The organism is Cellulophaga sp. L1A9 (assembly GCF_009797025.1).
GTDB lineage: Bacteria > Bacteroidota > Bacteroidia > Flavobacteriales > Flavobacteriaceae > Cellulophaga.
The window spans coordinates 3,422,509-3,449,161 of sequence record NZ_CP047027.1 but is presented as its reverse complement, the minus strand read 5'-3'; the positions used below and the strand labels follow the sequence as shown (position 1 = coordinate 3,449,161).

At 35.2% G+C, this 26,653-nt stretch carries 30 protein-coding genes; 8 read left to right on the top strand and 22 right to left on the bottom strand.

Features of this window, described 5'->3' with window-relative positions; translation table 11 throughout:
- Positions 1-469 precede the first annotated feature (469 nt).
- Positions 470-658, top strand: a complete 189-nt coding sequence (locus tag GQR94_RS15255; protein ID WP_158976567.1) for a hypothetical protein — start codon at positions 470-472, stop codon at positions 656-658.
- Positions 659-800: 142 nt separating this feature from the next.
- On the opposite strand, the gene GQR94_RS15250 is transcribed toward GQR94_RS15255, so the two are convergent.
- The 13 genes from GQR94_RS15250 to clcA all read right to left on the bottom strand — a co-directional run bounded on the left by GQR94_RS15250 (position 801) and on the right by clcA (position 11,278).
- A complete protein-coding gene (locus GQR94_RS15250; protein WP_158976565.1) occupies positions 801-2,039 on the bottom strand; it encodes a sodium:proton antiporter in 1,239 nt (412 codons plus the stop codon).
- A 392-nt stretch (positions 2,040-2,431) separates the two neighbouring features.
- Positions 2,432-2,812, bottom strand: a complete 381-nt coding sequence (locus tag GQR94_RS15245) for a hypothetical protein (RefSeq protein ID WP_158976563.1) — start codon at positions 2,810-2,812, stop codon at positions 2,432-2,434.
- A gap of 12 nt (positions 2,813-2,824) precedes the next feature.
- A complete protein-coding gene (locus tag GQR94_RS15240) occupies positions 2,825-3,139 on the bottom strand; it encodes an HPF/RaiA family ribosome-associated protein (protein WP_158976561.1) in 315 nt (104 codons plus the stop codon).
- A gap of 932 nt (positions 3,140-4,071) precedes the next feature.
- Positions 4,072-4,530 (bottom strand): universal stress protein, encoded by a 459-nt coding sequence (locus GQR94_RS15235; RefSeq protein ID WP_158976559.1) that lies wholly within the window; start codon positions 4,528-4,530, stop codon positions 4,072-4,074.
- A 314-nt stretch (positions 4,531-4,844) separates the two neighbouring features.
- Positions 4,845-5,303 carry a hypothetical protein gene (locus tag GQR94_RS15230; protein WP_158976557.1) on the bottom strand — a complete coding sequence of 153 codons (459 nt, stop codon included), beginning with the start codon at positions 5,301-5,303 and terminating at the stop codon, positions 4,845-4,847.
- A 64-nt stretch (positions 5,304-5,367) separates the two neighbouring features.
- The gene (locus GQR94_RS15225; protein WP_158976555.1) at positions 5,368-5,889 is read right to left on the bottom strand and encodes a YSC84-related protein; all 522 of its coding nucleotides are present in this window, start codon (positions 5,887-5,889) and stop codon (positions 5,368-5,370) included.
- Between the two features lie 295 nt (positions 5,890-6,184).
- Positions 6,185-6,556 (bottom strand): hypothetical protein, encoded by a 372-nt coding sequence (locus tag GQR94_RS15220; RefSeq protein WP_158976553.1) that lies wholly within the window; start codon positions 6,554-6,556, stop codon positions 6,185-6,187.
- A 37-nt stretch (positions 6,557-6,593) separates the two neighbouring features.
- On the bottom strand, positions 6,594-6,998 hold the full coding sequence (locus tag GQR94_RS15215; protein ID WP_158976551.1) for a hypothetical protein: 405 nt from the start codon (positions 6,996-6,998) through the stop codon (positions 6,594-6,596).
- A gap of 90 nt (positions 6,999-7,088) precedes the next feature.
- A complete protein-coding gene (locus GQR94_RS15210; protein WP_158976549.1) occupies positions 7,089-7,751 on the bottom strand; it encodes a hypothetical protein in 663 nt (220 codons plus the stop codon).
- A gap of 97 nt (positions 7,752-7,848) precedes the next feature.
- On the bottom strand, positions 7,849-8,268 hold the full coding sequence (locus tag GQR94_RS15205) for a PepSY-like domain-containing protein (RefSeq protein ID WP_158976547.1): 420 nt from the start codon (positions 8,266-8,268) through the stop codon (positions 7,849-7,851).
- Positions 8,269-8,307: 39 nt separating this feature from the next.
- Entirely contained in the window at positions 8,308-8,883 is a 576-nt protein-coding gene (locus GQR94_RS15200) for an HdeD family acid-resistance protein (protein WP_158976545.1), read from the bottom strand.
- A 223-nt stretch (positions 8,884-9,106) separates the two neighbouring features.
- Positions 9,107-9,814 carry a Crp/Fnr family transcriptional regulator gene (locus GQR94_RS15195; protein ID WP_158976543.1) on the bottom strand — a complete coding sequence of 236 codons (708 nt, stop codon included), beginning with the start codon at positions 9,812-9,814 and terminating at the stop codon, positions 9,107-9,109.
- 138 nt (positions 9,815-9,952) lie between these two features.
- The gene (clcA, locus tag GQR94_RS15190; protein ID WP_158976541.1) at positions 9,953-11,278 is read right to left on the bottom strand and encodes a H(+)/Cl(-) exchange transporter ClcA; all 1,326 of its coding nucleotides are present in this window, start codon (positions 11,276-11,278) and stop codon (positions 9,953-9,955) included.
- Between the two features lie 194 nt (positions 11,279-11,472).
- Here clcA and GQR94_RS15185 point away from each other — a divergent pair, with 194 nt between their 5' ends.
- The 5 genes from GQR94_RS15185 to GQR94_RS15165 all read left to right on the top strand — a co-directional run bounded on the left by GQR94_RS15185 (position 11,473) and on the right by GQR94_RS15165 (position 16,035).
- Positions 11,473-12,249: an ABC transporter permease gene (locus GQR94_RS15185; RefSeq protein WP_158976539.1), complete on the top strand. Its 777-nt coding sequence runs from the start codon at positions 11,473-11,475 to the stop codon at positions 12,247-12,249.
- Positions 12,250-12,275: 26 nt separating this feature from the next.
- The gene (locus tag GQR94_RS15180; RefSeq protein WP_158979637.1) at positions 12,276-13,031 is read left to right on the top strand and encodes an ATP-binding cassette domain-containing protein; all 756 of its coding nucleotides are present in this window, start codon (positions 12,276-12,278) and stop codon (positions 13,029-13,031) included.
- A gap of 3 nt (positions 13,032-13,034) precedes the next feature.
- Positions 13,035-14,018, top strand: a complete 984-nt coding sequence (locus tag GQR94_RS15175) for an MlaD family protein (protein WP_158976537.1) — start codon at positions 13,035-13,037, stop codon at positions 14,016-14,018.
- A 204-nt stretch (positions 14,019-14,222) separates the two neighbouring features.
- Entirely contained in the window at positions 14,223-15,494 is a 1,272-nt protein-coding gene (eno, locus tag GQR94_RS15170; protein ID WP_158976535.1) for a phosphopyruvate hydratase, read from the top strand.
- 88 nt (positions 15,495-15,582) lie between these two features.
- On the top strand, positions 15,583-16,035 hold the full coding sequence (locus GQR94_RS15165; RefSeq protein WP_233268333.1) for a pyridoxamine 5'-phosphate oxidase family protein: 453 nt from the start codon (positions 15,583-15,585) through the stop codon (positions 16,033-16,035).
- A 126-nt stretch (positions 16,036-16,161) separates the two neighbouring features.
- Here GQR94_RS15165 and GQR94_RS15160 read toward each other — a convergent pair whose 3' ends face one another.
- From GQR94_RS15160 to atpD, 9 genes are all read right to left on the bottom strand, one after another.
- Positions 16,162-17,058, bottom strand: a complete 897-nt coding sequence (locus GQR94_RS15160; protein WP_158976533.1) for a F0F1 ATP synthase subunit gamma — start codon at positions 17,056-17,058, stop codon at positions 16,162-16,164.
- 18 nt (positions 17,059-17,076) lie between these two features.
- Positions 17,077-18,606 carry an alternate F1F0 ATPase, F1 subunit alpha gene (locus tag GQR94_RS15155; protein ID WP_158976530.1) on the bottom strand — a complete coding sequence of 510 codons (1,530 nt, stop codon included), beginning with the start codon at positions 18,604-18,606 and terminating at the stop codon, positions 17,077-17,079.
- A gap of 18 nt (positions 18,607-18,624) precedes the next feature.
- The gene (locus GQR94_RS15150) at positions 18,625-19,380 is read right to left on the bottom strand and encodes a F0F1 ATP synthase subunit B (RefSeq protein ID WP_158976528.1); all 756 of its coding nucleotides are present in this window, start codon (positions 19,378-19,380) and stop codon (positions 18,625-18,627) included.
- An 11-nt stretch (positions 19,381-19,391) separates the two neighbouring features.
- Positions 19,392-19,658: a F0F1 ATP synthase subunit C gene (locus GQR94_RS15145; RefSeq protein WP_158976526.1), complete on the bottom strand. Its 267-nt coding sequence runs from the start codon at positions 19,656-19,658 to the stop codon at positions 19,392-19,394.
- 69 nt (positions 19,659-19,727) lie between these two features.
- The gene (locus tag GQR94_RS15140; protein WP_158976524.1) at positions 19,728-20,456 is read right to left on the bottom strand and encodes a F0F1 ATP synthase subunit A; all 729 of its coding nucleotides are present in this window, start codon (positions 20,454-20,456) and stop codon (positions 19,728-19,730) included.
- A 1-nt stretch (position 20,457) separates the two neighbouring features.
- Positions 20,458-20,760: an ATP synthase subunit I gene (locus tag GQR94_RS15135; protein WP_158976522.1), complete on the bottom strand. Its 303-nt coding sequence runs from the start codon at positions 20,758-20,760 to the stop codon at positions 20,458-20,460.
- Positions 20,753-21,085 carry an AtpZ/AtpI family protein gene (locus GQR94_RS15130; protein WP_158976520.1) on the bottom strand — a complete coding sequence of 111 codons (333 nt, stop codon included), beginning with the start codon at positions 21,083-21,085 and terminating at the stop codon, positions 20,753-20,755. The genes GQR94_RS15135 and GQR94_RS15130 overlap by 8 nt, the downstream gene beginning before the upstream one ends.
- Entirely contained in the window at positions 21,082-21,471 is a 390-nt protein-coding gene (locus GQR94_RS15125) for a F0F1 ATP synthase subunit epsilon (protein ID WP_158976518.1), read from the bottom strand. The genes GQR94_RS15130 and GQR94_RS15125 overlap by 4 nt, the downstream gene beginning before the upstream one ends.
- A 26-nt stretch (positions 21,472-21,497) precedes the next feature.
- Positions 21,498-22,970, bottom strand: a complete 1,473-nt coding sequence (gene atpD, locus GQR94_RS15120) for a F0F1 ATP synthase subunit beta (RefSeq protein WP_158976516.1) — start codon at positions 22,968-22,970, stop codon at positions 21,498-21,500.
- A 174-nt stretch (positions 22,971-23,144) separates the two neighbouring features.
- Between atpD and ppsA the strand changes: the two genes are divergently transcribed.
- On the top strand, positions 23,145-25,553 hold the full coding sequence (gene ppsA, locus GQR94_RS15115) for a phosphoenolpyruvate synthase (RefSeq protein WP_158976514.1): 2,409 nt from the start codon (positions 23,145-23,147) through the stop codon (positions 25,551-25,553).
- Between the two features lie 105 nt (positions 25,554-25,658).
- Positions 25,659-26,648 carry a 2-hydroxyacid dehydrogenase gene (locus GQR94_RS15110; protein WP_158976512.1) on the top strand — a complete coding sequence of 330 codons (990 nt, stop codon included), beginning with the start codon at positions 25,659-25,661 and terminating at the stop codon, positions 26,646-26,648.
- Positions 26,649-26,653: the final 5 nt, after the last annotated feature.

Here is a 26,653-nt window from a genome sequence, read left to right as displayed (position 1 = left end):
TAGTAAAATTATAAATAGCCCATTTCGTGCTGTGCTACTTTTGTAACAGTTCTTATAAAATGCTTTGATTTTAATAATCAATTAATAGAAATAAGGTGATTACGCTGGGATGTTCAAAATGAAAACAAATTGATGATACAAAATCTGATCTTTAGAACGTAAGCCCCTTAGTCTACAAGGGATGACATCTTGTAAGTTAAAATGTAATTCTTGAAATTTCAAGTGCGGATTGCTATTCTGATAGTCTTTTCAGAAGACAGATTTTTTGTTAAACGTTTTCTTTTTTATTAATTATTCACGAAAAAAAATAGCCATAGAGTGCAACAAAAGTAGCACTGCCTTTCCTTTAACTTGCCTAATTTTAGTTGGGCATTAAGTCGTAGTTTGAAGAAATAATACAATTTATAAAATTCATTAGAGCACCAAGACTTAATAAAATTCAATTTACTAATTATTAAATAGTACTATTATGATTCATGGAATAAATGAGCGCGACCAGCTAGCAAGATTGCACGATCGCCACAAAAGACTATCACTTGACATATATGATCATTTAAATGCTCAAGAGGAAACAGAAATGTTAGAAGCTCACAAAGAGCTAAAGAAAACAGAAAAAGAATTGGAAGACTTACAGAAAAAATTATTTACCCATACCTAGAGGCTAGAGTTAATAAATACATTATTTAAAAAAGCGTTCTATTTACGTCTTTACTATTTTCTTATTCGTTTCTGATTTTAAACTAGACAAAGCATTGGCTTGATATTTCACCCAAAATAGCGGACGAATAGTTTAGTACTAATTACTTTGTTAACCGAACAATTACTTTCTCTAAGGTTAATCCTTGTATAATAATAGAAAATATCACCACTAAATAAGTAACAGGCACAATATAATCCCATGAAACTTCTTTCGGCAGGGATAGCGCCATTGCTATAGAAATACCACCTCTTAGTCCGCCCCAAGTCATTATCAACGATGTTTTTGCATCAAATGGTATCCATTTTTTCATTAATACAACCAGAGCCCCTACCGACAAAAAGCGAGATAATAACACAACAAACGCAGCCAATACACCTACAATTATAAGCTGGCGTGTAAACGGAATCAATACAATTTCTAAACCAATGAGTACGAATAGAATAGCGTTAGATAGAATATCAATCAACTCCCAAAATTTATCTACATAATCTACGGTATTTTCTTTTTTCTCTTGGCGATAGGTTTTATTTCCTAAAATAAGTCCCGCTACAACCATACTAATAGGCCCTGAAACCCCAATCTTTCCTGCCAAGGCATAGCCCCCCATTACCATACCTAGGGTAATAAGCACTTCCGTTTCGTAAGAGCTAATTTTTGAAATTGCTCTATGCGTAACACGGCCTAAAACATAACCAAACAATAAACCTCCACCAATTTCAATCAGGAAATTTTCTGCGATACCTAGCGGATCAACACCGTCTAAGTTACCTGTACTTGCAAATTGTAATAAAGTTAAGAAAACAACGACCCCTACTCCATCATTAAAAAGGCTTTCGCCAACTATGGTAGTTTCCATGGATTTTTTAATACCAATTTTCTTTAAAATGCCCATAACTGATATGGGATCTGTAGGAGAAATTAAGGCTCCAAATAGTAAACAATGTATCAATGGTAAGGGCATTCCTATTCGTTCTAACACCCAGAAAAAAATACCTCCAACTAAGGCCGTAGAAATTAACACACCTAAGCTAGAAAAAGCAACTATTTTCCACTTTTGTGATTTCAGTTCATTGAAATTTACGTGTATTGCTCCTGCAAAGAGCATAAAACTCAATAAGCCTTCCATCAACAATTTTTTAAAATCTATTGTTCCTACAATATTTTTTTCAAATTTGATTAAATCTGGAAATAGTTTTGATAACCCAAGTATTCCAATAGAAAAAAGAATGGAAATAATCATGGTGCCTATCGTAGTTTGTAATTTTAAGATCCGAGAATTGAGATAGGCAAAAAGGGAAACCAGTACCATGAGTATACTAATAATCGTAAATAAATCCATGTATTAAATCAATATAATAACATTCATACTAGACGAATTAAACTCCTTATTTAAATAGAGTTCTTAATGTTTTTTCGTTTTACTTAAAAAGTAAGAGTCCCACCAATGAACAGCGGTATTCAATTAAACTATTTTTTAAAACCAAAAGTAGTCCAACAGCACTAAATTCAACTATTATTACACATAATAATATAAATCATCCAGGTGTAAGGAAAGCTGGATGATTATGCAACTTTCCTTGCCCATGAACATACCAAGGAGAATTTCTTAGGATTTTTTAACTAGGCAAGAACCAAGCAATTATCCTTACTAGTTATTGTAGTGTTTTATTCCTTGTTACGCTACACTACCTTTTAATCATATGGTAATTACCTTTGTATTGTTGTTATGATTTATATATTTTCAAAATGTTTTTTGACAAAAGCATCTTTTTCGTTATCCGTCATTTTATCTGCTGCTGCGACATCTATTTTTATATCTTTAAAATGTGAATCTTTATTTAAGTAATTGTGCAATTCTACTTTTGCATTTGTTGGTCCAAATAAAAGCACATGCTTATATTTCAAAATTTCTGCTCCAATTTTTTCATAATATTCTTCCTGCATTTGTTGCCTCTTATTATGCATAAGACTTTCACTTTTAATCAAGGCATCTTCCTTTATTTCTGTAGTAAATTTTGAAACAATTAAGCTGCCTTTATTTTTTGAATTTAAATCAATTAGGTGTGCCGTTGAATGATCCATCCAAATTCCCAAGTTGTTATTTGTTTTCATAAGTATAAATTTTTAATATTTTTTACTTTTTTCAAGAATGCTGTCTACAGCGGTTTTTATTTTATGAATAGCACCTGTTAATGCTTGGTCTATAGTCTCTGATTGATTGGTAACAGCAATGGGTTGCCTCCCCTCAAGTCTAGCTTCTATTAAACATGAAATATCATTGAATCCGTCCTTCTTCCCATTTTCATCTTTAAAATGAACTTCTATTCTAGTAATATGAGATTCGAACCTTTTTAAGGCTTCTTCAATTTGAGAAGTGAAAAAATCTTCAGTTCTTTTTTCTCCAGAAATATTCTTGTCTGTGTTTATTTGAATTATCATTTATTATAGTTTTATAAAATTATTATTCTTATGTTTTTATGATACCATTTAAAGCATCTAAATATTCTTTGAGCTCCTTGTTAGTTATCTCTTTTTTTTCCATTGTTTGAGAAACTTCAAAGTATTTTATTCCTGTATTTAATTAATTCTAGATATTTCTCATGAGTTATTATGATTGTAAAACGAATCTTCTCGTTAAGACTATGTTGATATTCCATTTCCTCTATATGATTAAAAAAATTAAAGCATTTTCAATTTTAAACTGCCTCTAATAAGTACATAGTAAAATGACCAGACCAAGCGTGTTGTTTAATTTCTGATTTTTTTTTGAGGAGAACATTACTATGATTCGCAACTGAATATTACTCGGCTCTCTGATAATTTACATCTTGTTGACACGCTACTTCTGTTAAATGATTTTTTACAGCAGTCCATAAATAGCATAATGCTCTTGTGTGATATTTAGTACATTTCAAATTATGTCTATGGAACTTTTTTAAATAGTTATTTCCGTGTTCTTCCTTATTTGATGCGTTTTATTAATTGTTCATGTATAGTATAGGGCTTGAATGTTCAAACATCGCCAATATTGTCTTAAAAGAAATAACTTCTATTAAATTAGCTTAAAGCTTAACGCCTCTTTTAACCCTAGGTTTACCTATGTTTTTTTATTTAGAGACCTAGCTGGAGTATGGTCTGAACACTGCAGGTGCAACAGACAGCTGCTTAGAATGATATGGCTTTTTATAGGCTATTTAAATTTACATCTAACACCACATAAACTTATTTAGAAGTATCACCACTATATCCGTTACTTTTAAATGTAAGCAAAAATTCCGCAGCTATAACGATTCCTATCAACTAGATAAACCATACGGCTGTTTATATGACCTTCCAGAGAATAATATGCGCTCTACTTTACAGCTTTTTTATTACTCAACTTTTGTAGGCACCACCAGCAATGGTATTTTGGTATGCTTTACAATTTTCACAGCCGTACTGCCTAGCAACACATTCTCTAAGGAGCTTTGACTGTGCGTTCCTATTACCAACAAATCCATTTTATTCTCATCTAAGTATTCTAAAATAGCTACACCTGCTTCACCTTCTAAAACGGCTGTTTTTATCTTTCCTCCTCCTAAATGAGTTGCTGAATCTGACAGAAAATTTGATGCGCCCTCCATAAGTTCTTTTACCAATACTACAGAACCCGTATTGAAAGGACTAGTATAGCCCAAAAATGGCGAATAATCAATAGAATAATAAGGCGCATCCGAAATAACATGCACTAAAAAAATTTCAGCATTTAAGGCCTTAGCGTACTCATATCCTATTTTCCCTACTTTTTCCGCCGATGGATTATAATCTAAAGCAATACATATCCTTTTCATATTTTTTATTTTAAATAAATAGTAAACACCTTGTATTTTAAAAGGCAATTGATAAGTGTGATAAATTGCCTTTTAAGTTTTCACCAATAGGCAGCTATAAACGTTAATAGCAATTGGATGATTAAGAAACTTTGGAATCTTTCGCAAAAAAATTTGACCCACTCATTATTAAAAAGATCAACAATTTTTTTAAATTGAATTGCCTGATAACAATTTAAATTCTAAATGCGTAAGACCAAAAATAGCTACTCAAATAAGTATAAAACCATTATAAAATACTTATTAAATTATAGACTTAAATTATTTCTATGGCATCAACCTCTTCCTTTTATTTCAGTGAGCTGTAGGTCATACTTTAACAACCAATCCTTTATTTTTTTGGCAGAATCTTCATCGGTCATTGATGAATAATAATCTCCATCCGGAAGTTCTATCCATAAAGTTAACAATATTCCACTCTCTGAATAATTAGGAGAAAATCGAGTATGTAAGGTAACAGATTTATTATCTAACATTGGAAGAAGTACATGTTCACTCTCAAACTCTACATTGCCTTCTTTGGCAAAAACCAAATAAGTCTTGCCTTTATGTGATTCAATAAATTTCTGCCATTGATAATAGACATTGCTTTCATTCTGGCCAATTATATTGGCGGTAAAACTAGTTGCCATTTTATTATCAGGCATGCTCTGCTCCGTAATTTCGTAACTGTTTTGGGCGTGCCCCATGAACATGCAAAAAAGCATTAGCGTACCTACTAAAGATATTTTCATGATTCTTTCATTTTGTATTTATAATTTACCGCCTTGGGAGAGAACCTTTCAAGGTGTCCTCTTTCTAAAAAGAATGATACTTAAATTTTTGTCCGCCTACAGAAGCCTTTGCCATAAGTCCTGATTTAGGTACCGCAAAAACCGCAACACCTTCTTTATATTTAGCGTTTGCCGCTACACCAGATTTAAGAACTACTGCGGAAACTTGGGCTGAAAATTCAAATTTTCCTTCTTCAAAGGCGTTCACGTCTTCTTCTGTTTCAAAAAAGATAATTTCGATAATAGATTGACCTCCAGCTTGGAAACCAACATCCAATTTTTTAAGGTCGGCCATACCTTTCGCCTTGCCATTTTGATAAAGCACACCATTGCCTGATGCACCACCTATGATAAACCCACCTTCACCAACATTCGGAAATATGACATATCCAGCCGATTTTTCAAAAAAAGTATGAATTCCATCATCTGCCTTTATCAATTCCTTTTTAGCTTTGACGGCATCTTTTATAATTTTCTCATCTTTTCTTGTTTGAGCAGACATCATAAACATCATACTCAACATAAATACCAGTGTAATTGATTTCATTTTTTTTTAATTTAAAGTGTTATTAATCTTGTCTTTAGGATGAAGAACAGTTCCTATACCTTACGTTTTTAAAACTATTATAGTAGAAAAGACTTTTATTAATTTACACCATAAAAGTAAAAGATGTTGTACTCGTAAAGTGCTACTTTAGTAGCACTTGTTCACTAATTTATAACGCTGTTTGAGAGCCTAATTAAAATCTCTCGTTAATCCAATAAAACTGTGGTTATCATTATTAAGCAATCTCTTAACATCAAAAAATAGCTCCATTTTAAGGTGATTAAAACTCCTATCTCTAATTCGCTTCAATACGTCCCATGGTACCAATGATAATCCTTAACTCAAAAGATTTTTTAACAGCTGACCCATTCGTATATATCAATTTAAGGACATCCTCTCCAGTTCCCACCGTTTTAAATTCAAACGTGAATTCTGTGCTTATATCGTTATCATTTCTAACGATTGGTTCTGTAAGTTTAATATGGTTATTTTTTGAGACAATACTCCATTCATATTCTGATTGAACTGGCTCTTTTAGCTTGATGGTAAACACATCATCTTCACTCAATTCAATAGTACTACCATTGTCATTATTTGTAATTGATCGCTCACAACCTATAGCTACAAGACCAATTAAAAGGAATAAAAAAAAGCTTCTTTTTGGCATCACATAATTTAACTTAACTTAAATTGACCATCTGGTCTCAAATTGGAAAACCATGACGTTGCTGATATTTTTTCTCTAGAAGATATCGATACACTTTTTTCTTTAATTTTCGAACTTGCCTTTTTAGTTGGTTTAACATTTTGGCTAGCTTTTGGTGTCTTTCTAAGTATAAATCAGCGTTTGTTTTCGTATCACTCATAATAAAATTAGAGAGGTGTTTTTCATGTTTTACTAGTTTATCAATAAAGTCTCGACTCAATTGATCCAAGACGATACTGATTGTATGAGCTATATCTCTATGAAGTTGTTTTGCCAAATTGGTATGGTCTTCCTTGCGTTGTATTAATTCTTCAAGTACACGAAACTCATCCAAATAGAATTCTACTTCATGTATCCATTCCACGGTTTCAAAATGTAGCATGCCAATTTTGGGCTTCATCATATTACAACTGTTTATATCTATTACACTATTCTGAAATTGAAGTTAAGGAATTAAGCAAACTAAAACTGTAACTTAAGTAGCAGAAGACTACTATTCCCAATACATTTCTTCATATATAGCAGTGTCTCTTTTTTTCAGGTGTTCGCTTGTTTTTTTAGTATACTCTTTAACTCTTTTCTCCCATGCCTTGTATTCTTGATCTAATTTTTGTCCTTCTCTAAGCAAGGAATCTCCTTCTTTTTTAACCTCTACCTTCATCTTTCCTTCTTCTTTTTTTAAAGTAGAAAACGAGTGATAAAAATTTCTTTTTGTTTTATGACTTATAGTTTCATTTGAAGCTGCCAAAACATACGTATCCTCTGTAGAAAGATAATTATGTGCTATATTTATTTCGGCATTGGCTATAGTTTCTCTAAGTACATTTGTTGGTATCTTTTCACCATTCTTCAAATCAACCTCAATCCTATTCAGCACATCAATAGCTTTCTCGAGGTTAACTTTATAAAGACCAGTAACATTCATGCCCTCCATTTGTAATGCAACTAGACCCTTTTTTAATTGTACTGCTGCATCTTTTAAATTTTGCTTGTCTATACTAGCCAAAGCCTTAGAAAAATTTTCATCTGATTCATTTGGAAGCCTATGAACTATAGAACCTTCAATTATGCTTTCCACATCCTTTTTATGCTCTCTTTGACAACCAAACACAATTAGAATTAAAGACAGAATTATTCCAGATTTTATAGTTTTCATCTTATGAATTTTTAGAATTTATTTCAATTAAAAGTGATCTACTGTACGAGATCTCTACTATTACTTGGGTAGCATAAACTTACTATTTAACAAATACCTACGCTTTCTTTTCTCCATCAACACTGTAACGTGCTTTATACTCTTTATTTCCTAAACGTATTAAAAATTCATAAAAAACTTCTTCAGATTTTTTTAAAATAAAAATACCCTGGATCAAGTTTCTTGGATAATCCATATTAAACTTTTGTTGAATAATTTTAGGAACTTTACCTAATGGTAGATAAGTATGAGTCTCCATCCATAGTCCATTTTTTGTAAACAAAGCAGTATGTTCCTTTTTCTCCCAAAAAAAGGCTGCCTCCCAAATAGCATTATCCTTAAGTTGCCAAGTAGTATATAATGCTTTAGGATATTTTAACTCAAAAGATTCAAGTATTATCTTTCGCGGCAAATCCTGTTTGGATTCAATTGCGGCATAAAGTAGGTCTGCCAAACTATGTTTTAGACTTCTTTTCAACTTAAAAATATTTAGAATGATCGTAAACGTGAGGTAACACTAAAGCTCATTTCTCGTTTGATATAATGTATATCCTAAGGTAACCCTGTAGAGTCCCATAATAAAAAAGGAAAAGCTAACCGTGTAGATTAGCGTCAATTCACCAAAAAACGGATTGACCATTATGGTAATAGCAAACAATAAGGTAAATAGTGCGGCAACGAATGTCCACCAATTACTTTCATTAGATCTCTTTTTTAATTCACTATAAAAAAAAAATAATTGGAAGGATCTGAAAATAAGCCATATTCCTAGAAGTATTGGTAAAAGTTCCAGAGTTATCCATTCATGCAATAGTAAAATAAGCCCAAAAACCAAATCTATAAAGGCACCTGTAAGTTTTAGTGAAAATTTAGAAGATGCTTTTCGTATGCTTAATGCGTTGATTACTTCTACTAGCCCTGTAAATAACATCAGGAAGCTGAACACGAAAGTTAGCGACAGATAGGTTTCTATAGGCGTATCTAAAAACCAAAGAGCGCTGAAGATAAATATGATTCCTAATAGAATTTGTAACCACCAATATTTAGGATTATGAGAAGATTGTTCTGTTCTTGTAAAAACTTGTGTAGCCATTATTGTTTGTTTTAGGATGAACATTTAATGTATTACGCAACGTAAAATTAAATGTCAATAGCCACTAAGTCTGCTACCAAAGTAGCAGTTAAGACAATATAATTGCAAAAACTCATTTTTAAGAAATAAATCTTATGGCTCTAGTAATCGTATCGATTAAAAAATTCACCTCTTTTACGAGTCTCTTTTGATGCTAAGAAAAAAAATGAAAAATGAAAAAAACTTAAAAAATATATTTCTCTTCTGCAATGGAAACTAATAACAAGCGATTCTGAATATCTATATGTTTACGTCGTACAGAAATAGCTCCACATTTTTTTAATTGTTGAATATGTCTATTCACCACAGGCCTTGTGGTTCCAATCAAACGAGCAATTTCATCATTGGGAAGATTGTTTATAGTTTCCAATTTCTGACTTTCATCATTCATATACATTAAAAGCAGGCCCGAAAGTCGCACAAGGGTACTATGCAATGAAATGTCAGTAGCTACCTCCTCTAGCCTACGCATTCTCTTCGCCATATAATGCATTAATGTATTCACCATATTTGGGAGCGATACGATCCACGTACGAATCGTTTCTACATCAATTTTTAGAATTTCAAGTTCATCCATAGCTTCCCAATTAATATCGTGAGACTCTTCATCCATCAATTGGAGTACATCAAAAACATCTCCTTTTTTCAAGATAAAAATAGTATGCTCTCTACCACTATTGGGGTTAACTTTATATCCTTTAAGTCTTCCTGACACTATAAAATGAAAGGAATTTTTAAAATCGGAGCTATTTTTAAGTGTATTTAAACTCCACTTCTCAGGAACCATATGAGCCAATAGTGTTTTCAAGGAATTACATTGTACATCTAGAAAAAAAGAAGATGCTTTAAGTGATTCCAAATATCGTACAAAGTGAGTGTTCTCTGGGCTCATAACTAGGATTTTGAAATTATTTAATCAAAACTATGTTGTTTAAATTATGGATTCCCTGATATAGATCAGGTTCCTAAAATATTGTTATTTTTTTCTCAATTCTTTGATTGTTTTCTTGCTTCTCATCTTAAGCAGATATTATTTTTTTTCATTATCCAAAGTACGTTTCAACAAGGTCGCATATATAGGTGCATTGCCCAGCATTGTCGTACAAACGGATGCCGTTACCGCAGTAAAAATTAAAGGCAATATCAACTCATAATTTGCGGTCATTTCAACCGATAGTGCTAAACCTGTAAGTGGCGCCCTGATGGTTGAAGCAAAAATACCTGCCATACCGGCAACACCAAAAATAGCAGGATCAGGAACAAGGTCTGGAAAAAAATATTGTGCGATACCTCCAAAGAGCATCCCTAAAATTATTCCTAAGGTTATCAAAGGAGTAAAAATACCTCCAGGTACTCCTGAGCCGTAGCTAAGAATAGAAAGAATAAAACGCACAAGAAATAACCCAACAAGAAATTTCAAGGTAAAAGAATTATTATAAACATGTGTTATAGTCGTGTACCCTGCTCCAATCATATCTTCTGAATACATCCCTACCGCAGTAACAATCAAGGCCATACAGAAAGCAATAGTGACATAACTTACCTTCCAATTTTTAAATAAATCTAGCGCTTTAATTAATAGCTTATTAAACATAATTCCTACAACGCTAAGCACGAGTCCCAACAATACAAACAACCATATACCGGACAATTCTTCAAAAGTAAAAATTGTTGTTTTAAGGATAGGACCACTACCCACCAATAACCGCACTACCATATCGGCAGAACCTGCACCAATCATAAGCGCCGCCACTGAATAAAAATTGAATTTAAAATGCCCGTTCATCTCTTCAATAACGAAAATGATTCCTGCAAAAGGCGCGTTAAAAGCACTTGCTAAGCCCGATGCTGCACCTGCGGAAATTAAAGGATTATCTTCTTCTAAGGGTTGCTTAAAAATATCATCGGCCATTTTGCCCAAATTAGCACCTATCTGAACGGTTGGTCCTTCACGCCCCAATAACAATCCACTGCTTAGAGAAAATAGGGAAGCGATGAATTTAACAGGTAAAACCTTGCGCCATCTAATTGGTCTTAAACCATCTAAAGCTCCTTCAATTTCTTGAATACCACTACCCGCAGTTTCAGGAGCATATTTTTTTACTAAAAATATTGAAAACCATATACCGAAAAAAGTAAAAAGCATAGGCCATAACCAGTCTTGCCAGCCCCGATCAATCTCACCTATTTGAAACGTTGTTCTAAACGTAGCTAAACGAGCAAGAATAAGCCTAAAAAGCGAACTTAAAAGTCCTGTACCCAAACCCACTAAAAGTGCAATAAATAAAAGTCTATACTTACTAACATCTAGAGCTACAAACCTATACCGTGCACGGGTTACTTTTCTATTGTTCATGGGCTATCTTTAAACTAGTTTCTACTTAAGCATGGTGCGACAAAACTAAACAGTGCCCATTGAATTACGAATGACACAGATCAGTTCTTATAAACATTATTATTTATTTTTTAGGGATGACCCAAGTCATTCTAACTTCATTGGAGGTTCCTTAATTTTGGAATGACCCACAGCTCTAAATTCATAAAATAGATTTGAAACTCAAGACGCCAAAAAAAATAAAGCAAGCGCTCACCGAAGTCGGCGAACTCACCTATTTTGCAGGACGCTTCTTTAAGGAAGCAATACGCCCTCCCTTTGAATTCAATGAATTCTTACGGCAATGTTACCAAATTGGAAACCGGTCATTAACCTTGGTCTTGGTTACTGGATTCATTATAGGGCTGGTATTAGATTTACAATCACGCCCTACTATGGTTCAATTTGGGGCTGTTTCTTGGATGCCTAATATGGTAGGCATTTCCATTGTACGTGAGCTAGGACCTGTCATTACCGCCCTAGTCTGTGCAGGAAGAATATCATCAGGAATAGGGGCAGAATTAGGTTCCATGCGGGTAACCGAACAGATTGATGCCATGGAAGTCTCTGGTACCAACCCCTTTAAGTATTTAGTAGTTACACGGGTTTTGGCTGCTATATTAATGCTCCCCTTGCTGGTTGTATTAAGTGATGCTGTAGCTCTTTTTGGTTCGGCCTTAATTGAAAACATAAAAGGAAACGTTTCGTTTCAACTCTATTTCAATACTATTTTTGATGCTTTATCCTATACCGATTTAATACCTGCTATCATTAAAACATTCTTCTTTGGTTTTGCTATTGGATTAGTAGGTTGTTTTAAAGGATATTACAGTAAAAAAGGCACAGCAGGTGTTGGTATCGCTGCAAATACGGCAGTAGTAATGACCTCCTTGCTTTTATTTGTCATAGATTTTATAGCCGTTTTTATCTCCAATATTTTTTTTGATATATGAAAAAAGATGATAAAAAAACACCCTTAATGGAACAGGATATAGACCAAAAAGAAGTCATTATAGACATCAAAGATCTCTATAAAAGTTTTGGGGACCATATGGTGCTCAACGGGTTTCACATGAAGCTTTACAAGGGCGAAAACCTTGTTGTTATGGGCAAATCCGGCTCTGGAAAATCGGTAATGATAAAATGTTTGGTGGGTTTAATACAACCAGATAGCGGTTACATTTCTGTTTTGGGTAAAGAAATAAAAAACTTAGATCGGGAAACCTTAGATGTACTAAGGTCTGATATTGGCTTTTTGTTTCAAGGGAGTGCGCTTTATGATTCCATGACGGTACGGGAAAATTTAGAATTCCCAATGCGGCGACATAAAGAAAAGTTTGATAATATAAAAGATACCACTCCACTGGTAATAGATGCTTTAGAAAGTGTTGGTCTCGCAAATACAATTGACTTGATGCCTGAAGAATTATCTGGAGGAATGCAACGCAGGGTTGCTTTGGCCCGTACCTTAATTTTACAACCTAAGATTATTCTTTATGATGAACCTACAACTGGTTTGGACCCAATTACATCTAAAGAAATCATTGAGTTAATGCGCAACATACAGATAAAATATGGTACTTCTTCTCTGATCATTACGCATGACATGGATTGTGCTAGGGTCATCTCTGATCGGATGATTTTATTGGTAGATGGTATAAATTATGTCGAGGGTAAATACACAGATTTGATACAATCTAACGACCCTAAAGTAGAAGCTTTTTTTAAAAAATAAAATATGGAGAAATCAGCATCGGAAAAAATAAGATTAGGCCTTTTTGTTCTCATAGGATCGGTATTGTTAATACTCGTCATCTATATGATTGGAAACAAACAAAATATGTTTGGGAATACCTTTGACCTCAACGTTACTTTTGACAATGTACGTGGACTCCAGAATGGTAACAATGTTCGGTATGCAGGTATTAGCATCGGTACAGTAAAAGATATTGAAATGATCAATGATACGACTATTCTAGTTGGGCTGCTCATTGACAACAAGATGCAACAACATATCAAAAATAATTCAGTTGCCAATATTGGCTCAGATGGTTTAGTGGGGAGTATGATTATTAATATTGTTCCTGGAGTAGGCGAAGCGCCCTATGTTAAATCTGGTGATGAAATAAAGTCTTTTAGCAACGTTGCTACATCAGATATGTTGAACACCTTAAATGTAACCAATGAAAATGCCGCTGTATTAACAGCACAATTACTAACTATTACACGTTCTATAAATGAAGGAAAAGGGACCTTAGGTCGCTTACTTAATGATACCATTATGGGTGCCAATTTAAACCAAAGCTTAATCAACCTTAAATATACAAGTAATGATGCACAACAAACCATACGTAAACTAAATGCACTTGTAGAAAGTTTTGACTCCAAAGAAAGTGTGGTTGGAACCCTATTGAGTGATTCGCTCTCAGGCGCAAAAATTCGTAATGTTTTAAACCATCTCGAAAACTCATCTATAGACATTGAGAATACCGCTAAAAACCTCAACATTGTGGTAGATCGCATTAATAATGGAGATGGTGCTATTAACTACCTGGCTACAGACACCACCTTGGTTCGTCAACTTCAAAACTCCATGAAAAACGTTGACGAAGGAGTTCTAAAGTTTAATGAAAATATGGAGGCCTTAAAACATAATTTTTTAACCCGTGGCTATTTTAAAAAACAGGAAAAAAAGAAAGAGAAAGAGCAAAAAAATGAGTAAAACGCGATTCTTTCCCTTCAAATTAATGGGTTTATGATTTGTATCATGTCTCATTTTTAAATACCGCAATACCTTCATCGTATAAAACTTTGATGAAGGTAAAAACACGCCACTCTTGCTATTAATTATTTAGTTTTTCGGCACCATTCTTTTTAAAACATTTTCATCCAAGGAAAAAAGAAACTAACGTTAGATATCAGTAAAATGAATTCAAAAATAACAGCTATTTCTGCACTTGAAATTTTAGATTCCCGAGGAAATCCAACATTACGTGCCTATGTCACTTTAGAAGACGGAACAAAAACTTCAGCTTCTGTACCTTCGGGCGCTTCTACCGGTCTGAACGAAGCTTTAGAACTTCGTGATCATGAAAAACGTTACGATGGAAAAGGTGTTCAAAAGGCCGTAGAAAACGTGAATAAAAAAATAGCAAAAGCGCTTATAGGTATGAGTGCTTTGGATCAAAAAAATATTGATTACACCATGATTGAACTAGATGGTACCGAGAATAAATCTGAGCTCGGAGCCAATGCTATTTTGGGTGTTTCCATGGCAGTAGCCAAGGCCGCTGCTGTTTCATCCAACCTACCGCTATATCGTTATTTAGGCGGTTCTAATACGGTGCGTATACCTGTGCCTTGCATGAATATTCTTAACGGTGGCGAACATGCCGATAACAGCGTAGATTTTCAAGAATTTATGTTGGTACCTCATGGAGCTCCAAACTTTAAGGAAGGACTTCGTTACGTTGCGGAAACTTTTCACGTACTCAAAAAAATATTAAAAGCGAAAGGACTAGCCACCAGTGTTGGTGATGAAGGCGGATTTGCACCCAACTGCGGGAGCAATGAAATTGCTATAGAATTAATCATTGAAGCTGTCGAACAAGCGGGGTATGCTCCTGGAATAGATTTATCTGTTGCTATTGATAGTGCTGCCAATTCTTTTTCACCAAATTTAGACAATAAGTATGACCTTATTAAATCTGGTGCTGGAAAGATGACTACTGATCAGCTTATTGAGCTGTCTGGTGAATGGTTAAAAAAATACCCCATTATTTCTTGGGAAGACCCACTTTCTGAAGGCGATTGGGACGGATTTTCAAAATTTACTAAAAAATTTGGAGACAAAATAGAAGTAGTTGGTGATGATATTTTTGTGACCAACAGAAAATATATAAGTAAAGGTATCAAGGAAAAAACAGCGAATTCGGCACTTATAAAATTAAATCAGATCGGTTCAGTTACAGAAACCATAGAAGCGGTACGTATGTGCCGTGAAGCTGGGTGGCGTTATTTTCTATCACATCGCTCAGGGGAAACTGAAGATACTTTTTTAGCAGATTTTGCCGTAGCCATGGATGGCGGACATTTAAAATCAGGTTCCGCTTGTAGAGGCGAACGTGTTGCAAAATACAACCGGTTATTAGAAATAGAACATGAGCTTAAAGGGCGCTCCGAATACCGTTGGAAATAAAGCAAAAACACATTAAATTATCTACAACATGTTCCCATAGAAAAACGTTATTTTTCATATTTTAAACATGTTTTTATATAAAAAAATTATGATGGACATATCAGGCAGTGAAAGCATTACTATTCTTAGAAAAAATTATAAAGGGCACTTGGCCTATATCGTAGACGAAAAACCTTATGTGATTCCAATCACCTATTTTTTTGACCCTGAAGACAATAGTATTATAAGCTATACCGCAGAAGGGCACAAAATAGATGCTATGAGAAAAAATAAACATGTTGCTATAGTTGTGGAACAAATTGAATCTATGGTGAATTGGGAATCTGCGCAAGTACATGGTACTTTTGAAGAGCTTGAAGGTAGTTCTGCTAAGCAAAAATTACATCTATTTACAGAAGGTATAAAAGATATTATACAACGAAATGAACATAAAAATGTAGAATTTATTCATGAATTCTCAAGTAAATCATACACTAGAGGAAATCCTATAGTATATAAAATTAATATCCTTGAAATTACTGGGAAGCGTAGGGAGACTTAGTAAGTGGTTAAAGTTGATTTCCTCCTAATTAGCTGCTGTAATAATTAGAAAATATTATTTTAAAATTTGTTCTGAAAACTAGGGTTTGACTAATTTAAAACAGGTATTAAAATGTAATCTACCCTATTATTTTTTATCCTTCTTCAAGGCTGTAAAACCAGATACCACATCAAAAAGTTCTTCATCAATAGAGCTTTGTCTTAATCTGTGATAGGTATGCCCTATCTCGTCTAACAATTCTTCAATATTTTTCTCTGCACGTTGCATAGCATTCAACCTACTTAAATTTTCACTTGCTAACGATTCCGTGCAGGTTTTGTATAGAGTAACAAAAAGATACTCTCTAATTAAACGATGTATAAGCTTGCCGCTATCTCCAATCACTTCGGGTTGTTTTTGAGTTGGCCAATTTAACTGTGCTTGCTCCTGACGCCATTGAGCATCCAATGGAAATAGACGTGATTTTTCCTGCTCGTAAGAACCTTCATTTACCAAATGGTTATGAAAAAGGTAATACTCATCTATGTTACCGTTTTCGTGATTTTCTTCAACCTGTAACAAAATTGATCCTATAAGATTGGTAATGGCATTAATAGAATTTGGAAGGTTAAACTCTTTGGTTACGGTCATCCCCATATCCGCAAGCAATAAAGGTACCCGAACACCAACGGTCCAGATTTCTAATTTACCTCCATGAGTAGCTAGAGACTCTTGTACATTCTGCGATAAGGAATCATTAAACTGCCCAACAAAACCTTGATCTGATCCAAAAACAATAGCGCAAATAGATTTTTCACTTTTTTTGGTATTCTCCTTCTCTATAGTATCCGTATTGTCCAACCCAATATCTTTTAAATAGGCTACTAGTCCTAAAGATACGTTAGTCCAATAATCATCCAACGATTCCATAGCTCTTTCATATTGGCCAATATTAGCCGCAGCCATAGCCTTCATGGTACGCACTATCGAATTTAATTCTTTGGCTCCGGTAATCTGTCTTGTTAAGCTTTCCAGCGAATCCATAGTAATTATTTTTGGTGGTTATGTTGTCTTTTGAAATTCCTCAAGTGCCGTTTTTGCAGCCGTTAACATACTTTCTCTTCCTGCATCATTTACTCCTTCTGGATCATAAAAACTTTTTTGAATAGCTTCTGGTAACGTGGCTATACTTTTTATGACCGCCTTTTCTGCTTCACGCATATTTTCCAATGCTATACTATCAAAAAGACCATGAGTTAATGCTAGAAGAATCCCTATTTGTTCTGTTACAGATAAAGGTTGTAGTTCATTTTGTTTTAGAACCTCCCGAATACGTTTACCATGTTCAATAACATTTTTTGTCTCTTCGTCTAAATGAGAACCAAAACGAGCAAAAGTTTCCAATTCTTCAAATTGAGAAAATCCAAGTTTTAAATCGCCTGCAATCGCTCGGTAGGCAGGTAATTGGGCCTTACCACCAACACGAGAAACCGATTTACCAACCTCAACGGCAGGTAAAATCCCTAACTCAAATTGTTTAGGTGACAAATAAATTTGACCATCTGTAATTGAAATTAGGTTGGTAGGAATGTAAGCTGATATGTTCTGTGCCTCTGTTTCAATTATAGGGAGCGCTGTTAAGGACCCTCCGCCAAGTGCTGCACTCAAATGCGTAGAACGCTCCAACAATCGAGAATGGATATAGAAAATATCTCCAGGAAATGCTTCACGTCCGGGTGGTCTTTTTAGTAAAAGGGAAAGCTCACGATAGGCCCTAGCATGATTCGTTAAATCATCATAAACAATAAGAACATCCTTGCCTATTTGCATAAAATACTCAGCGATACTAGTTGCAGCGTAGGGAGCAATATATTGTAACCCTGGAGAATCGTTTCCTTCTGTAACCATAACAATGGTATACTCCATGGCTCCATTTTCTTTTAAGTCTGCAATTACTTTCGCCACTGCAGAAGCCCTTTGTCCAATAGCACAATAAACACATATAACATCTTTGTCTTTTTGGTTTACAATAGTATCCAAAGCAATGGCAGTTTTACCTGTTTGCCGGTCTCCTAAAATTAATTCTCTTTGTCCGCGCCCTATTGGGATTAATGCGTCTATAACTTTAATTCCCGTTTGTAATGGTACGCTTACCCCTGAACGATCCATAATGGGGGTTGCGCTCCGTTCAATTGGCAGTCTTTTTTCAAAAGAAATAGTCCCTTTATCATCCATAGGCTCACCCAAAGGCCCAATGACTCTTCCAAGAAGTGCTTTACCCACAGGAACATCCATTACCCGATTTGTTCGTTCAACAAGATCACCCGCATTTAAATCAGAATCTTCCCCTAAAAGGATAACTCCAATTTCATCCTCATCAATATTAAATGCAATACCATATAAATTGCCAGGAAATTTCAAAAGTTCCTCATACCCTGCATTAGGTAGCCCCGATACTTTTACCACTCCAGCAGAAACGCTAGTAACACGACCTACTTCTTTTGGGGCAAGCTTAAATTCGTGATTTTCTCTATGTTTTGCTAGTTTTTCAAACGTGTCGTTTACTAAACCCTTATAATCTGTTGCGCCCATTTCTTTTAGATTTTGGTTCTAATTTAAGCCTTTAGCTGTTTCAGCATTTTCTTCAAAAGACTTTAAATAATCAGAGATACTCCAAGAAAGTTTATACCCATTGGCCAAAATCTCAATCCCGTTGATCAATTCTGGTTGGGTTTTAAACTCAAATGAATTTTCTGTTTTCAACAACTCTTTTACAGTTTTCTCTATTGAAGTTTGTTGATTGGTAGATAATGCAAAAGCACTTTGTACCAAAATGGGTTCTCCTCCTTTGAGAGCTTCTGAAAAATTTACTTTTTCCGTATCTTTCAGTTCGTGAATTCTTTTTAAAAATACAGCTAAAGTTTGCGCTTCTAAACTGGCTGAGGAAAGATCTGTCAAAGCTTTTCTTGCAATATCAAGAACCTCATTTCCTATCCGTTTAGCCATATCATTGTTTTTTATAGCTTGATCCTCCGTAAATGCCTTTTCTAATTTTTGCTTAAGCGCAATAGCTTCTTTTCTCGCATTTTCCTTTAATGTATCACCTTCAATTTTGGCTTCTGAAGCTGCCTTTTGCATCAACTCATCCTTCTCTTTATTGAAAATTTCGTTTTTATGGTTGAATTCATCTTTAGCTTGAGCCGCTTCTTTTTTCTGAGATTCAGCATCCAAGAGTTGGTTCTTTATCTTCGTTTCTCGTTCATCTATAGAAGCTAATATGGGTTTATAAAGAAAACGTTTCAATAACCACATTAGCACCATGAAATTGATGATTTGGGCTATTACAGTAAACCAGTCGATTTTCATATTTTTAAGTATTAAGCGATGAAATGGTTCCAGAAAGGATTTGCGAAAATCAAGATCATTGAAATCACAAAACAATAGATTGCTAATGATTCAAGCATAGCAAGACCCACAAATAGTGTACGCGTAACGGTCTGACTTGCATCGGGCTGTTGGGCCATTGAACTTAACGCTGTTGAAATAGATTTACCCTGACCTAAAGCGGGTATCATACAGCCAATTCCTGTTGTTATTCCGGCAGTAATGATAGATACCATTGCGATTATTGTAGCATTGTCCATAATATTAAATTTTGTTGTTATACCAATTTTAGTGTTGAATATTTAAAAAAGAGGGCTTCTCACCCCTACTTATTTTGTCTCTGTTACTATTACAGATTTTTGTTTTATTTTCTTGATTCTTGCCTTCTTTTTGTCTGATTCTTCTGTCGCAGCGGCAATATAAACAGTTGCCAAAATGCTAAATATATACGCTTGTATAATCCCTGTTATAAGACCTAAAATAGTCATTAGTACCGGGAAAAATAAGGGAGCTATACTTAAAAGAATAGTCACAATAAGACCCCCGCTCATAATATTACCAAAGAGACGAACCGCAAGTGCCAACGTACGAGACAATTCACTAATTATATTAAAAGGAAGCATAATAAATGTTGGTTCTATATAGGTTTTTAAGTACCCTAGAATACCACTTTCTGAAATTCCGAAAAAAGGAGTTGCTAGAAAAACACAAATGGCCAAAGCTGCAGTTGTAGATAATGAACTCGTAGGAGGTTCATAACCCGGAAAAATAATACACAAATTGGCAAAGGCGATAAAAATAAATAAGGTTCCTATAAACCCAATAAATTTCTCAGACTTCTTTAACCCTACTTCTTTTATCTGTTGGTTCATTCCTGTTACCAGCATCTCCAAAATGCATTGCCACCGCGATATTTTTAAATCGGTACGCAGTTTTCTGGTTACCAAAACAGATGCTAGTACCAATACAAACATAAGTACCCAGGTGGTAACCAATGTAAGATTGATGGTTACAAAGCCATTTTGCCAAAAAATTGTTTCGTCAGGACTTAGTTCCATTTTAGTATTCTTTATCTAATTCAATCGGTTCTAAGTTTTCTGTTCTAGTCATCCGAAGGACAATGAATCTCATACTTATAAAACCCAAGAGACCTATTAACATAATTTTCCAATCATCTTGACCTATATAATAGAATCCCAAAAGCGTAAACCCTACCCTAAGAATCAAACTTCCCAGATACATTAATGCTGGCCATTTTGATGTCAACATTTTCTTTGTTGTAAACCAAAGACCACCAAAAAATAAAGCCCCGATGGCAGTTCCTCCAAAAAAACCCAATAAAACGCTTATTAAATTACTCATCTCTTTTCTTTTTATGTTCGTGCATTGCTGTATTTTCTTTGTCTATCCACTGCCAAGCCAGAGCGCAACCTGTAAATAGTCCTGCGATTAATAAGGTTAAGGTCCACGAAAAGGTTTGTGGATACCTATCATCCAACCACATTCCTAATACCGCCCCAAGTACTGTTGGGACAGCAACGGACCAACCTATCATACCAAAAGTCCCGAAGCCTCTCCATTCACTCCTTTTTTCCTCATCTCGAGCTTCTAACATTTGCCGTTCTTTACTTTCGACTTCCGCTAAAAAGCCCTTCTCTCTTTTCTTATCATCGCTATTATAACTCATGATTGATGCAGTTTTCTAATCCCTTGAATAAATTCGCTTTCTAATTTTGCAACCGCCTTACGCACCTCTCTTTCTTCTTCATCTAAATTCACAAACTGGCTTTCTACGGCATCTCTCAGCTTCCCTAAATTTGCTCCAGCAATTGCATTTCTAACGGATATTTCTACATTCTTATCTCTTTTCGTCAGTATCCCCTCATCTACGGCGATATAGTTTTCGTTGCCTTCCTTTGTCTCATACATCAAGATACCAGGAACCAAAGCGGCAACACAATCTAACCGCTGCGGTAAAAAACCGTACGAACCTGCATTCGTAGCTACCACAATGCGCCGTACTCCTGAAATTTTCAGAAATATCTTAAACGGAAGTAAAATATGTAACTCCATTGTTTTTAATTCTTTAGCTCTACTTTCTAAGTCTCTTTTTGAGTTGCACTTGTATTTGCCCCTTCAGGCCTCTTTTCTTCTTTCTTTGGTTCTTTTTTAGCCTTTTCTATAGCTTCTTCAATAGTACCTACCATATAAAAAGCACTTTCGGGTAAATCTTTAAATTCATCGTTGAGAATACGCTCACACCCCACAAGAGCATCTTCTAATTTTACTCCTTTTCCTTTAAGTCCGCTAAACTGCTCCGTTGTAAAGAAAGGCTGTGTAAAAAACCGTTCTAAACGTCTAGCGCGGTTTACAATAGCACGATCCGCGACAGAAAGCTGTTCTAAACCTAACATGGCTATAATATCTTTTAGCTCTTCATATTGAGCCAAGGTTTGCTTAATGTGTTGTAATAGGTGATAATGGCGTTCTCCAATAACACCTGGCGTAGCCATTTTAGAACTAGACTGCAATAAATCTATCGCTGGAAAAAGCCCTTCGCCTGCCCTTTTTCTAGATAACGTGATGGAGGCAGAAAGGTGCGAAAAAGTATGTACCGCAGCAGGATCCGTAAGGTCATCCGCAGGTACATAGACAGCCTGTATACTTGTAATTGCTCCTGTATCTGTATTGGCAATCCGTTCTTCTAATTTTGAAAGCTCCGTACCTAAAGTAGGCTGATAGCCTAATCTTGAAGGCATTTGCCCCATAAGACCCGAAACTTCCATTCCCGCTTGAATAAAACGAAACACATTGTCAATAAGCAAAAGCACATCACGATGTTCATCATCTCTAAAATATTCTGCCATAGTTAAAGCAGCATGACCCACTCGAAAACGAGCTCCGGGGGGTTCGTTCATTTGTCCAAACATCATCACCATATCTTTCAATACATCGGCCTTTTTCATATCATGGTACAGTTCATGCCCTTCACGGCAACGTTCTCCTATACCACAAAACATACTTATACCTTGGTGATATCCCACCATATTATGAATCATCTCTGTAAGTAATACTGTTTTACCAACACCCGCACCACCAAATAAACCTGCATTACCACCATGTTGTAAGGGTACCATTACGTCTATAGCTTTTATTCCTGTTTCAAAAATTTCAGATTTTGTAGATCGTTTTGATAAGGGTGGTGGCAATTGGTGTACACTTTTGCGTGGCAGTTCCGGCAGAGCCTCTCCATGGTCAATCGTATTCCCAAACACATCAAACATACGCCCCATGATCTCTTTACCTACCGGTACAGTTAATTCCCCACCATCTGTTTCGGCTTTCATTCCCCTTGCCAAACCTTGTGTTGGAGTTAAGGCTATCCCTCTAATCCTATGGTCGTCTAATTGCGATAAAACCTCAATAGCAATAGTATTATCCGGCCCTGTATATATTAACGTATTCACAGAAGGCAAATCCTTGTCGAACCAAATATCTACCACACTTCCACGTACGGCAACTACTTTACCTAAAATAGACCTACTATAATTATTTTTCAAGACCGTTGCCATATTTCTTTACTTGTATATCATAGCAAAAGTATTACCCAAAAGTTGTAGAAAGAATGATATAGGTCATGCCAGATATTTTTTATTCCATGACTTAGGTCATTTCTATTGGTATGAAAACATCGGAAATTCGTAATCAGAAATCTTGGTCGGGAACGACCTTCTAAATACTTAGTGATGAAAAATTACATACGGCACTTTAACGAAATTGACATTAATGATGTACCCATTGTAGGAGGTAAAAATGCTTCCCTAGGAGAAATGTTTCAAAAACTAACCTCCAAAGGAGTAAATATACCCGACGGTTTTGCTACTACAGCAGAAGCGTACTGGCACTTTTTGCAAAAAGTACACATACAAGATGAAATTTTTGGCTATTTATCAAAATTAGATACTAAAGATTTTTCAAATTTAAAAGAAATTGGAGCTAGTGTAAGAAAGACTATTCTTGACACAGAATTTCCTGAAGATATAAAAGAAGCTATTAAAGAAGGATATGATACCTTATCGAAAAAATACAAAGGTGATATCTCATTAGCAGTACGAAGTAGTGCAACGGCTGAAGATTTACCTACGGCAAGTTTTGCTGGTCAACAAGATAGCTACTTGAACATAAAAGGAAAAGATGAGCTTATTGATGCCTGTAAGAGATGTTACGCATCGCTATTCAATGACCGTGCTATAAAATACAGAGAAGACAACGGTTTTGACCATACGAAAGTAGCCTTATCCATTGGCATACAAATGATGGTTAGGTCTGATTTGGCCGCTTCTGGAGTAAACTTCACTTTAGATCCTGATACTGGTTTTGATCAAGTGGTAATGGTTTCTAGCATCTATGGATTAGGAGAGAATATTGTTCAGGGCAGCATTAACCCTGATGATTATTTTGTCTTTAAACCTAGCTTAAAAAATGGCATTGAACAACCGATTGTATCCAGACGTCTGGGTAGCAAGGAAAAGACGATGGTTTATGATAAATCAGGAAGTGGTATTGTTAATCTTGACACTCCAATGGAGAAACAAGAACAATATGTACTTACCGATGCCGAAGTAATAAAATTAGCCCAGTGGTCCTTAATTATTGAAGACCACTACAAACGCCCTATGGATATTGAATGGGCAAAAGACGGACAAACGAATGAGCTTTTCATTGTTCAAGCGAGACCAGAGACTGTTCAGAGTGCTAAAAAAGATAAGTTAAAAATAAACACGTATACCTTATTAAAAAAAGGTAAGGAAATTACTCATGGAATGGGCTTGGGTAATAAAATAGCATCAGGTAAAGCACGCATATTGCATAGCCCAGAAGAATCTGATAAACTGCAAGAAGGAGAAATATTAGTTACCGAACGTACCAATCCTGATTGGGATCCAATTCTTAAAAAAGCTGCAGGTATTGTCACAGACCAAGGTGGACGAACTAGCCATGCGGCTATCGTCGCGCGTGAAGTAGGAGCTGCTGCCATAGTAGGAAGTACCAATGCTACTAAAGTGATTAAAGATGGACAAGACATTACTATTTCTTGCGCAGAAGGTAATACTGGCGTAGTTTACGATGGTCTTTTAGAATGGAACGAAACCGAAATTGATCTCTCTACTTTAGGAAAACCTAAAACCCAACCAATGCTCATTTTGGCAGATCCAGAACAAGCCTTTAAATACTCGTTCTACCCTTCTGAAGGCGTTGGATTGATGCGAATGGAATTCGTTATCAATAATGCTATTCAAATTCACCCTATGGCCTTGAAGCATTTTGATACTTTGAAAGATCAAACCGTGAAGGATAAAATTCAGAAATTAACACACCATTATCCGGACAAGTCTGATTATTTTGTACATAAACTTGCCGAAGGTATTGCGACTATTGCTGCAGCCTTTTATCCAAAAGATGTTATTGTTCGCACCAGTGATTTTAAAACCAATGAATATGCAAGTTTGATAGGTGGAACCGAATTTGAACCCATAGAATCAAATCCAATGTTAGGTTTTAGAGGCGCCTCTAGATATTATAATCCTAAATACCAAGAAGCTTTTGCTTTAGAATGTAAAGCATTAAAAAGAGTACGGGAAACCATGGGATTGACCAACGTAAAAATCATGATTCCTTTTTGTCGCACATTAAAAGAAGCCGCGAAAATTGTAGAAGTTCTAGAGAAAAATGGCTTGAAACGAGGTGAAAATGGACTTCAACTTTATATGATGGCAGAAATACCAAACAACATCATCTTAGCAGAACAGTTTGCGGAGTACTTTGACGGGTTTTCAATTGGCTCCAATGACCTTACGCAATTAACCTTAGGTGTAGATAGAGATTCTGAACTGTTAAGTGACATCTTTGACATCAACGATATAGGAGTTAAAAAGATGATTGCAATGGTGATTGAATCTGCTCATAAAACAAACACTAAAATTGGACTTTGTGGCCAGGCACCAAGTGATTATCCTGAGTTTGCACAGTTTCTCGTAGAAAAAGGCATCAACTCGGTCTCATTTAATCCAGATGCTTTGATTTCAGGAATTAAAAATATTAATAGTGCAGAAAAAAACAAAACAGCTTTTGGTATGGTTGAAAGTAGCAATTAACTATTAATTAGCTATTTAGATCTTCATAATCAATCCTCTTAAAAATGATTATAAAGATTTAAATAGTTTTGTAACTTTCAATAAATAACCTTTTAAAACTTAAAAATGAAAATAGCAATATTTAATGTCCACAATTGGGAAAGGGACTATTTACAACGTGCCAATAATGACAAGCATACCCTAAAAATGTTTGATACTTATCTAACTTCGGATACCGTAGATTTGGCCAAAGATTGTGATGCCATATGTATTTTTACAGAAGATAATGCAGCTGCACCAATCTTAGATCGCTTGCATGAACTTGGTGTTAAGTATGTAGCCTTGCGTTCGGCTGGGTTTAATAATGTTGATGTGCCACATGCAAAAAAATTAGGCATACGCATGGCACGAGTTCCAGAATATTCACCCTATGCGATTGCCGAGTTTGCGGTAGGGGTTATGCTCGCTCTTAATCGAAAATTAATCCGAACCCATTACCGGATTATGGAAATGAATTTTTCATTAAATGGTTTGGTTGGTTTTGATATGAATGGAAAAACAGTAGGCATCATAGGTACCGGTAAAATTGGTCGTGTCGTAGCTAAGATTTTACATGGTTTTGGCTGTAAACTACTCGCCTATGATATTGTAGAAGACAACTCTTTAGTAGAAAAATATGGAGCCACCTACACAGATCTAGATACTTTGTGCAAGCAATCGGATATCATTACGCTTCATGCGCCTCTAAATGCAAAGACACATCATCTTATTGATGAAGCTAAAATCGCAGACATGAAGAAAGGCGTGATGTTAATCAATGCCGGTCGGGGTGGATTGGTAAACACCAAAGATGTTATAAACGGACTAAAATCTGGTCAAATAGGCTATTTTGGAATGGACGTTTATGAAGAGGAAAAAGGACTTTATTTTGAAGACCATTCCGATGATATCCTTCAAGATGATGACATGGCCCGTTTAATGACGCTTAGAAATGTACTCATCAGTAGTCACCAAGCATTTTTAACAGATACCGCTCTTACTAATATTTCACGAATAACCTTTGATAACTTGGAATGTATGGAAAAAGGAGATTCTTGTGAAAATGAAATAAAATAAAGCTA

What these genes read in the sequence shown, in the direction of transcription:
- GQR94_RS15135 (WP_158976522.1), bottom strand. Translation starts at nt 20,760, where the DNA reads ATGAGTAATTTAATAAGCGTTTTATTGGGTTTTTTTGGAGGAACTGCC.
- GQR94_RS15225 (WP_158976555.1), bottom strand. Translation starts at nt 5,889, where the DNA reads ATGAAATCAATTACACTGGTATTTATGTTGAGTATGATGTTTATGATG.
- GQR94_RS15255 (WP_158976567.1), top strand. Translation starts at nt 470, where the DNA reads ATGATTCATGGAATAAATGAGCGCGACCAGCTAGCAAGATTGCACGAT.
- GQR94_RS15130 (WP_158976520.1), bottom strand. Translation starts at nt 21,085, where the DNA reads ATGAGTTATAATAGCGATGATAAGAAAAGAGAGAAGGGCTTTTTAGCG.
- GQR94_RS15215 (WP_158976551.1), bottom strand. Translation starts at nt 6,998, where the DNA reads ATGATGAAGCCCAAAATTGGCATGCTACATTTTGAAACCGTGGAATGG.
- GQR94_RS15125 (WP_158976518.1), bottom strand. Translation starts at nt 21,471, where the DNA reads ATGGAGTTACATATTTTACTTCCGTTTAAGATATTTCTGAAAATTTCA.
- GQR94_RS15145 (WP_158976526.1), bottom strand. Translation starts at nt 19,658, where the DNA reads ATGGACAATGCTACAATAATCGCAATGGTATCTATCATTACTGCCGGA.
- GQR94_RS15180 (WP_158979637.1), top strand. Translation starts at nt 12,276, where the DNA reads ATGGAACAGGATATAGACCAAAAAGAAGTCATTATAGACATCAAAGAT.
- GQR94_RS15110 (WP_158976512.1), top strand. Translation starts at nt 25,659, where the DNA reads ATGAAAATAGCAATATTTAATGTCCACAATTGGGAAAGGGACTATTTA.
- GQR94_RS15200 (WP_158976545.1), bottom strand. Translation starts at nt 8,883, where the DNA reads ATGGCTACACAAGTTTTTACAAGAACAGAACAATCTTCTCATAATCCT.
- GQR94_RS15175 (WP_158976537.1), top strand. Translation starts at nt 13,035, where the DNA reads ATGGAGAAATCAGCATCGGAAAAAATAAGATTAGGCCTTTTTGTTCTC.
- ppsA (WP_158976514.1), top strand. Translation starts at nt 23,145, where the DNA reads ATGAAAAATTACATACGGCACTTTAACGAAATTGACATTAATGATGTA.
- GQR94_RS15220 (WP_158976553.1), bottom strand. Translation starts at nt 6,556, where the DNA reads ATGCCAAAAAGAAGCTTTTTTTTATTCCTTTTAATTGGTCTTGTAGCT.
- GQR94_RS15210 (WP_158976549.1), bottom strand. Translation starts at nt 7,751, where the DNA reads ATGAAAACTATAAAATCTGGAATAATTCTGTCTTTAATTCTAATTGTG.
- GQR94_RS15165 (WP_233268333.1), top strand. Translation starts at nt 15,583, where the DNA reads ATGATGGACATATCAGGCAGTGAAAGCATTACTATTCTTAGAAAAAAT.
- GQR94_RS15140 (WP_158976524.1), bottom strand. Translation starts at nt 20,456, where the DNA reads ATGGAACTAAGTCCTGACGAAACAATTTTTTGGCAAAATGGCTTTGTA.
- GQR94_RS15235 (WP_158976559.1), bottom strand. Translation starts at nt 4,530, where the DNA reads ATGAAAAGGATATGTATTGCTTTAGATTATAATCCATCGGCGGAAAAA.
- GQR94_RS15150 (WP_158976528.1), bottom strand. Translation starts at nt 19,380, where the DNA reads ATGAAAATCGACTGGTTTACTGTAATAGCCCAAATCATCAATTTCATG.
- GQR94_RS15160 (WP_158976533.1), bottom strand. Translation starts at nt 17,058, where the DNA reads ATGGATTCGCTGGAAAGCTTAACAAGACAGATTACCGGAGCCAAAGAA.
- GQR94_RS15155 (WP_158976530.1), bottom strand. Translation starts at nt 18,606, where the DNA reads ATGGGCGCAACAGATTATAAGGGTTTAGTAAACGACACGTTTGAAAAA.
- eno (WP_158976535.1), top strand. Translation starts at nt 14,223, where the DNA reads ATGAATTCAAAAATAACAGCTATTTCTGCACTTGAAATTTTAGATTCC.
- GQR94_RS15245 (WP_158976563.1), bottom strand. Translation starts at nt 2,812, where the DNA reads ATGAAAACAAATAACAACTTGGGAATTTGGATGGATCATTCAACGGCA.
- GQR94_RS15230 (WP_158976557.1), bottom strand. Translation starts at nt 5,303, where the DNA reads ATGAAAATATCTTTAGTAGGTACGCTAATGCTTTTTTGCATGTTCATG.
- GQR94_RS15195 (WP_158976543.1), bottom strand. Translation starts at nt 9,814, where the DNA reads ATGAGCCCAGAGAACACTCACTTTGTACGATATTTGGAATCACTTAAA.
- GQR94_RS15240 (WP_158976561.1), bottom strand. Translation starts at nt 3,139, where the DNA reads ATGATAATTCAAATAAACACAGACAAGAATATTTCTGGAGAAAAAAGA.
- atpD (WP_158976516.1), bottom strand. Translation starts at nt 22,970, where the DNA reads ATGGCAACGGTCTTGAAAAATAATTATAGTAGGTCTATTTTAGGTAAA.
- clcA (WP_158976541.1), bottom strand. Translation starts at nt 11,278, where the DNA reads ATGAACAATAGAAAAGTAACCCGTGCACGGTATAGGTTTGTAGCTCTA.
- GQR94_RS15250 (WP_158976565.1), bottom strand. Translation starts at nt 2,039, where the DNA reads ATGGATTTATTTACGATTATTAGTATACTCATGGTACTGGTTTCCCTT.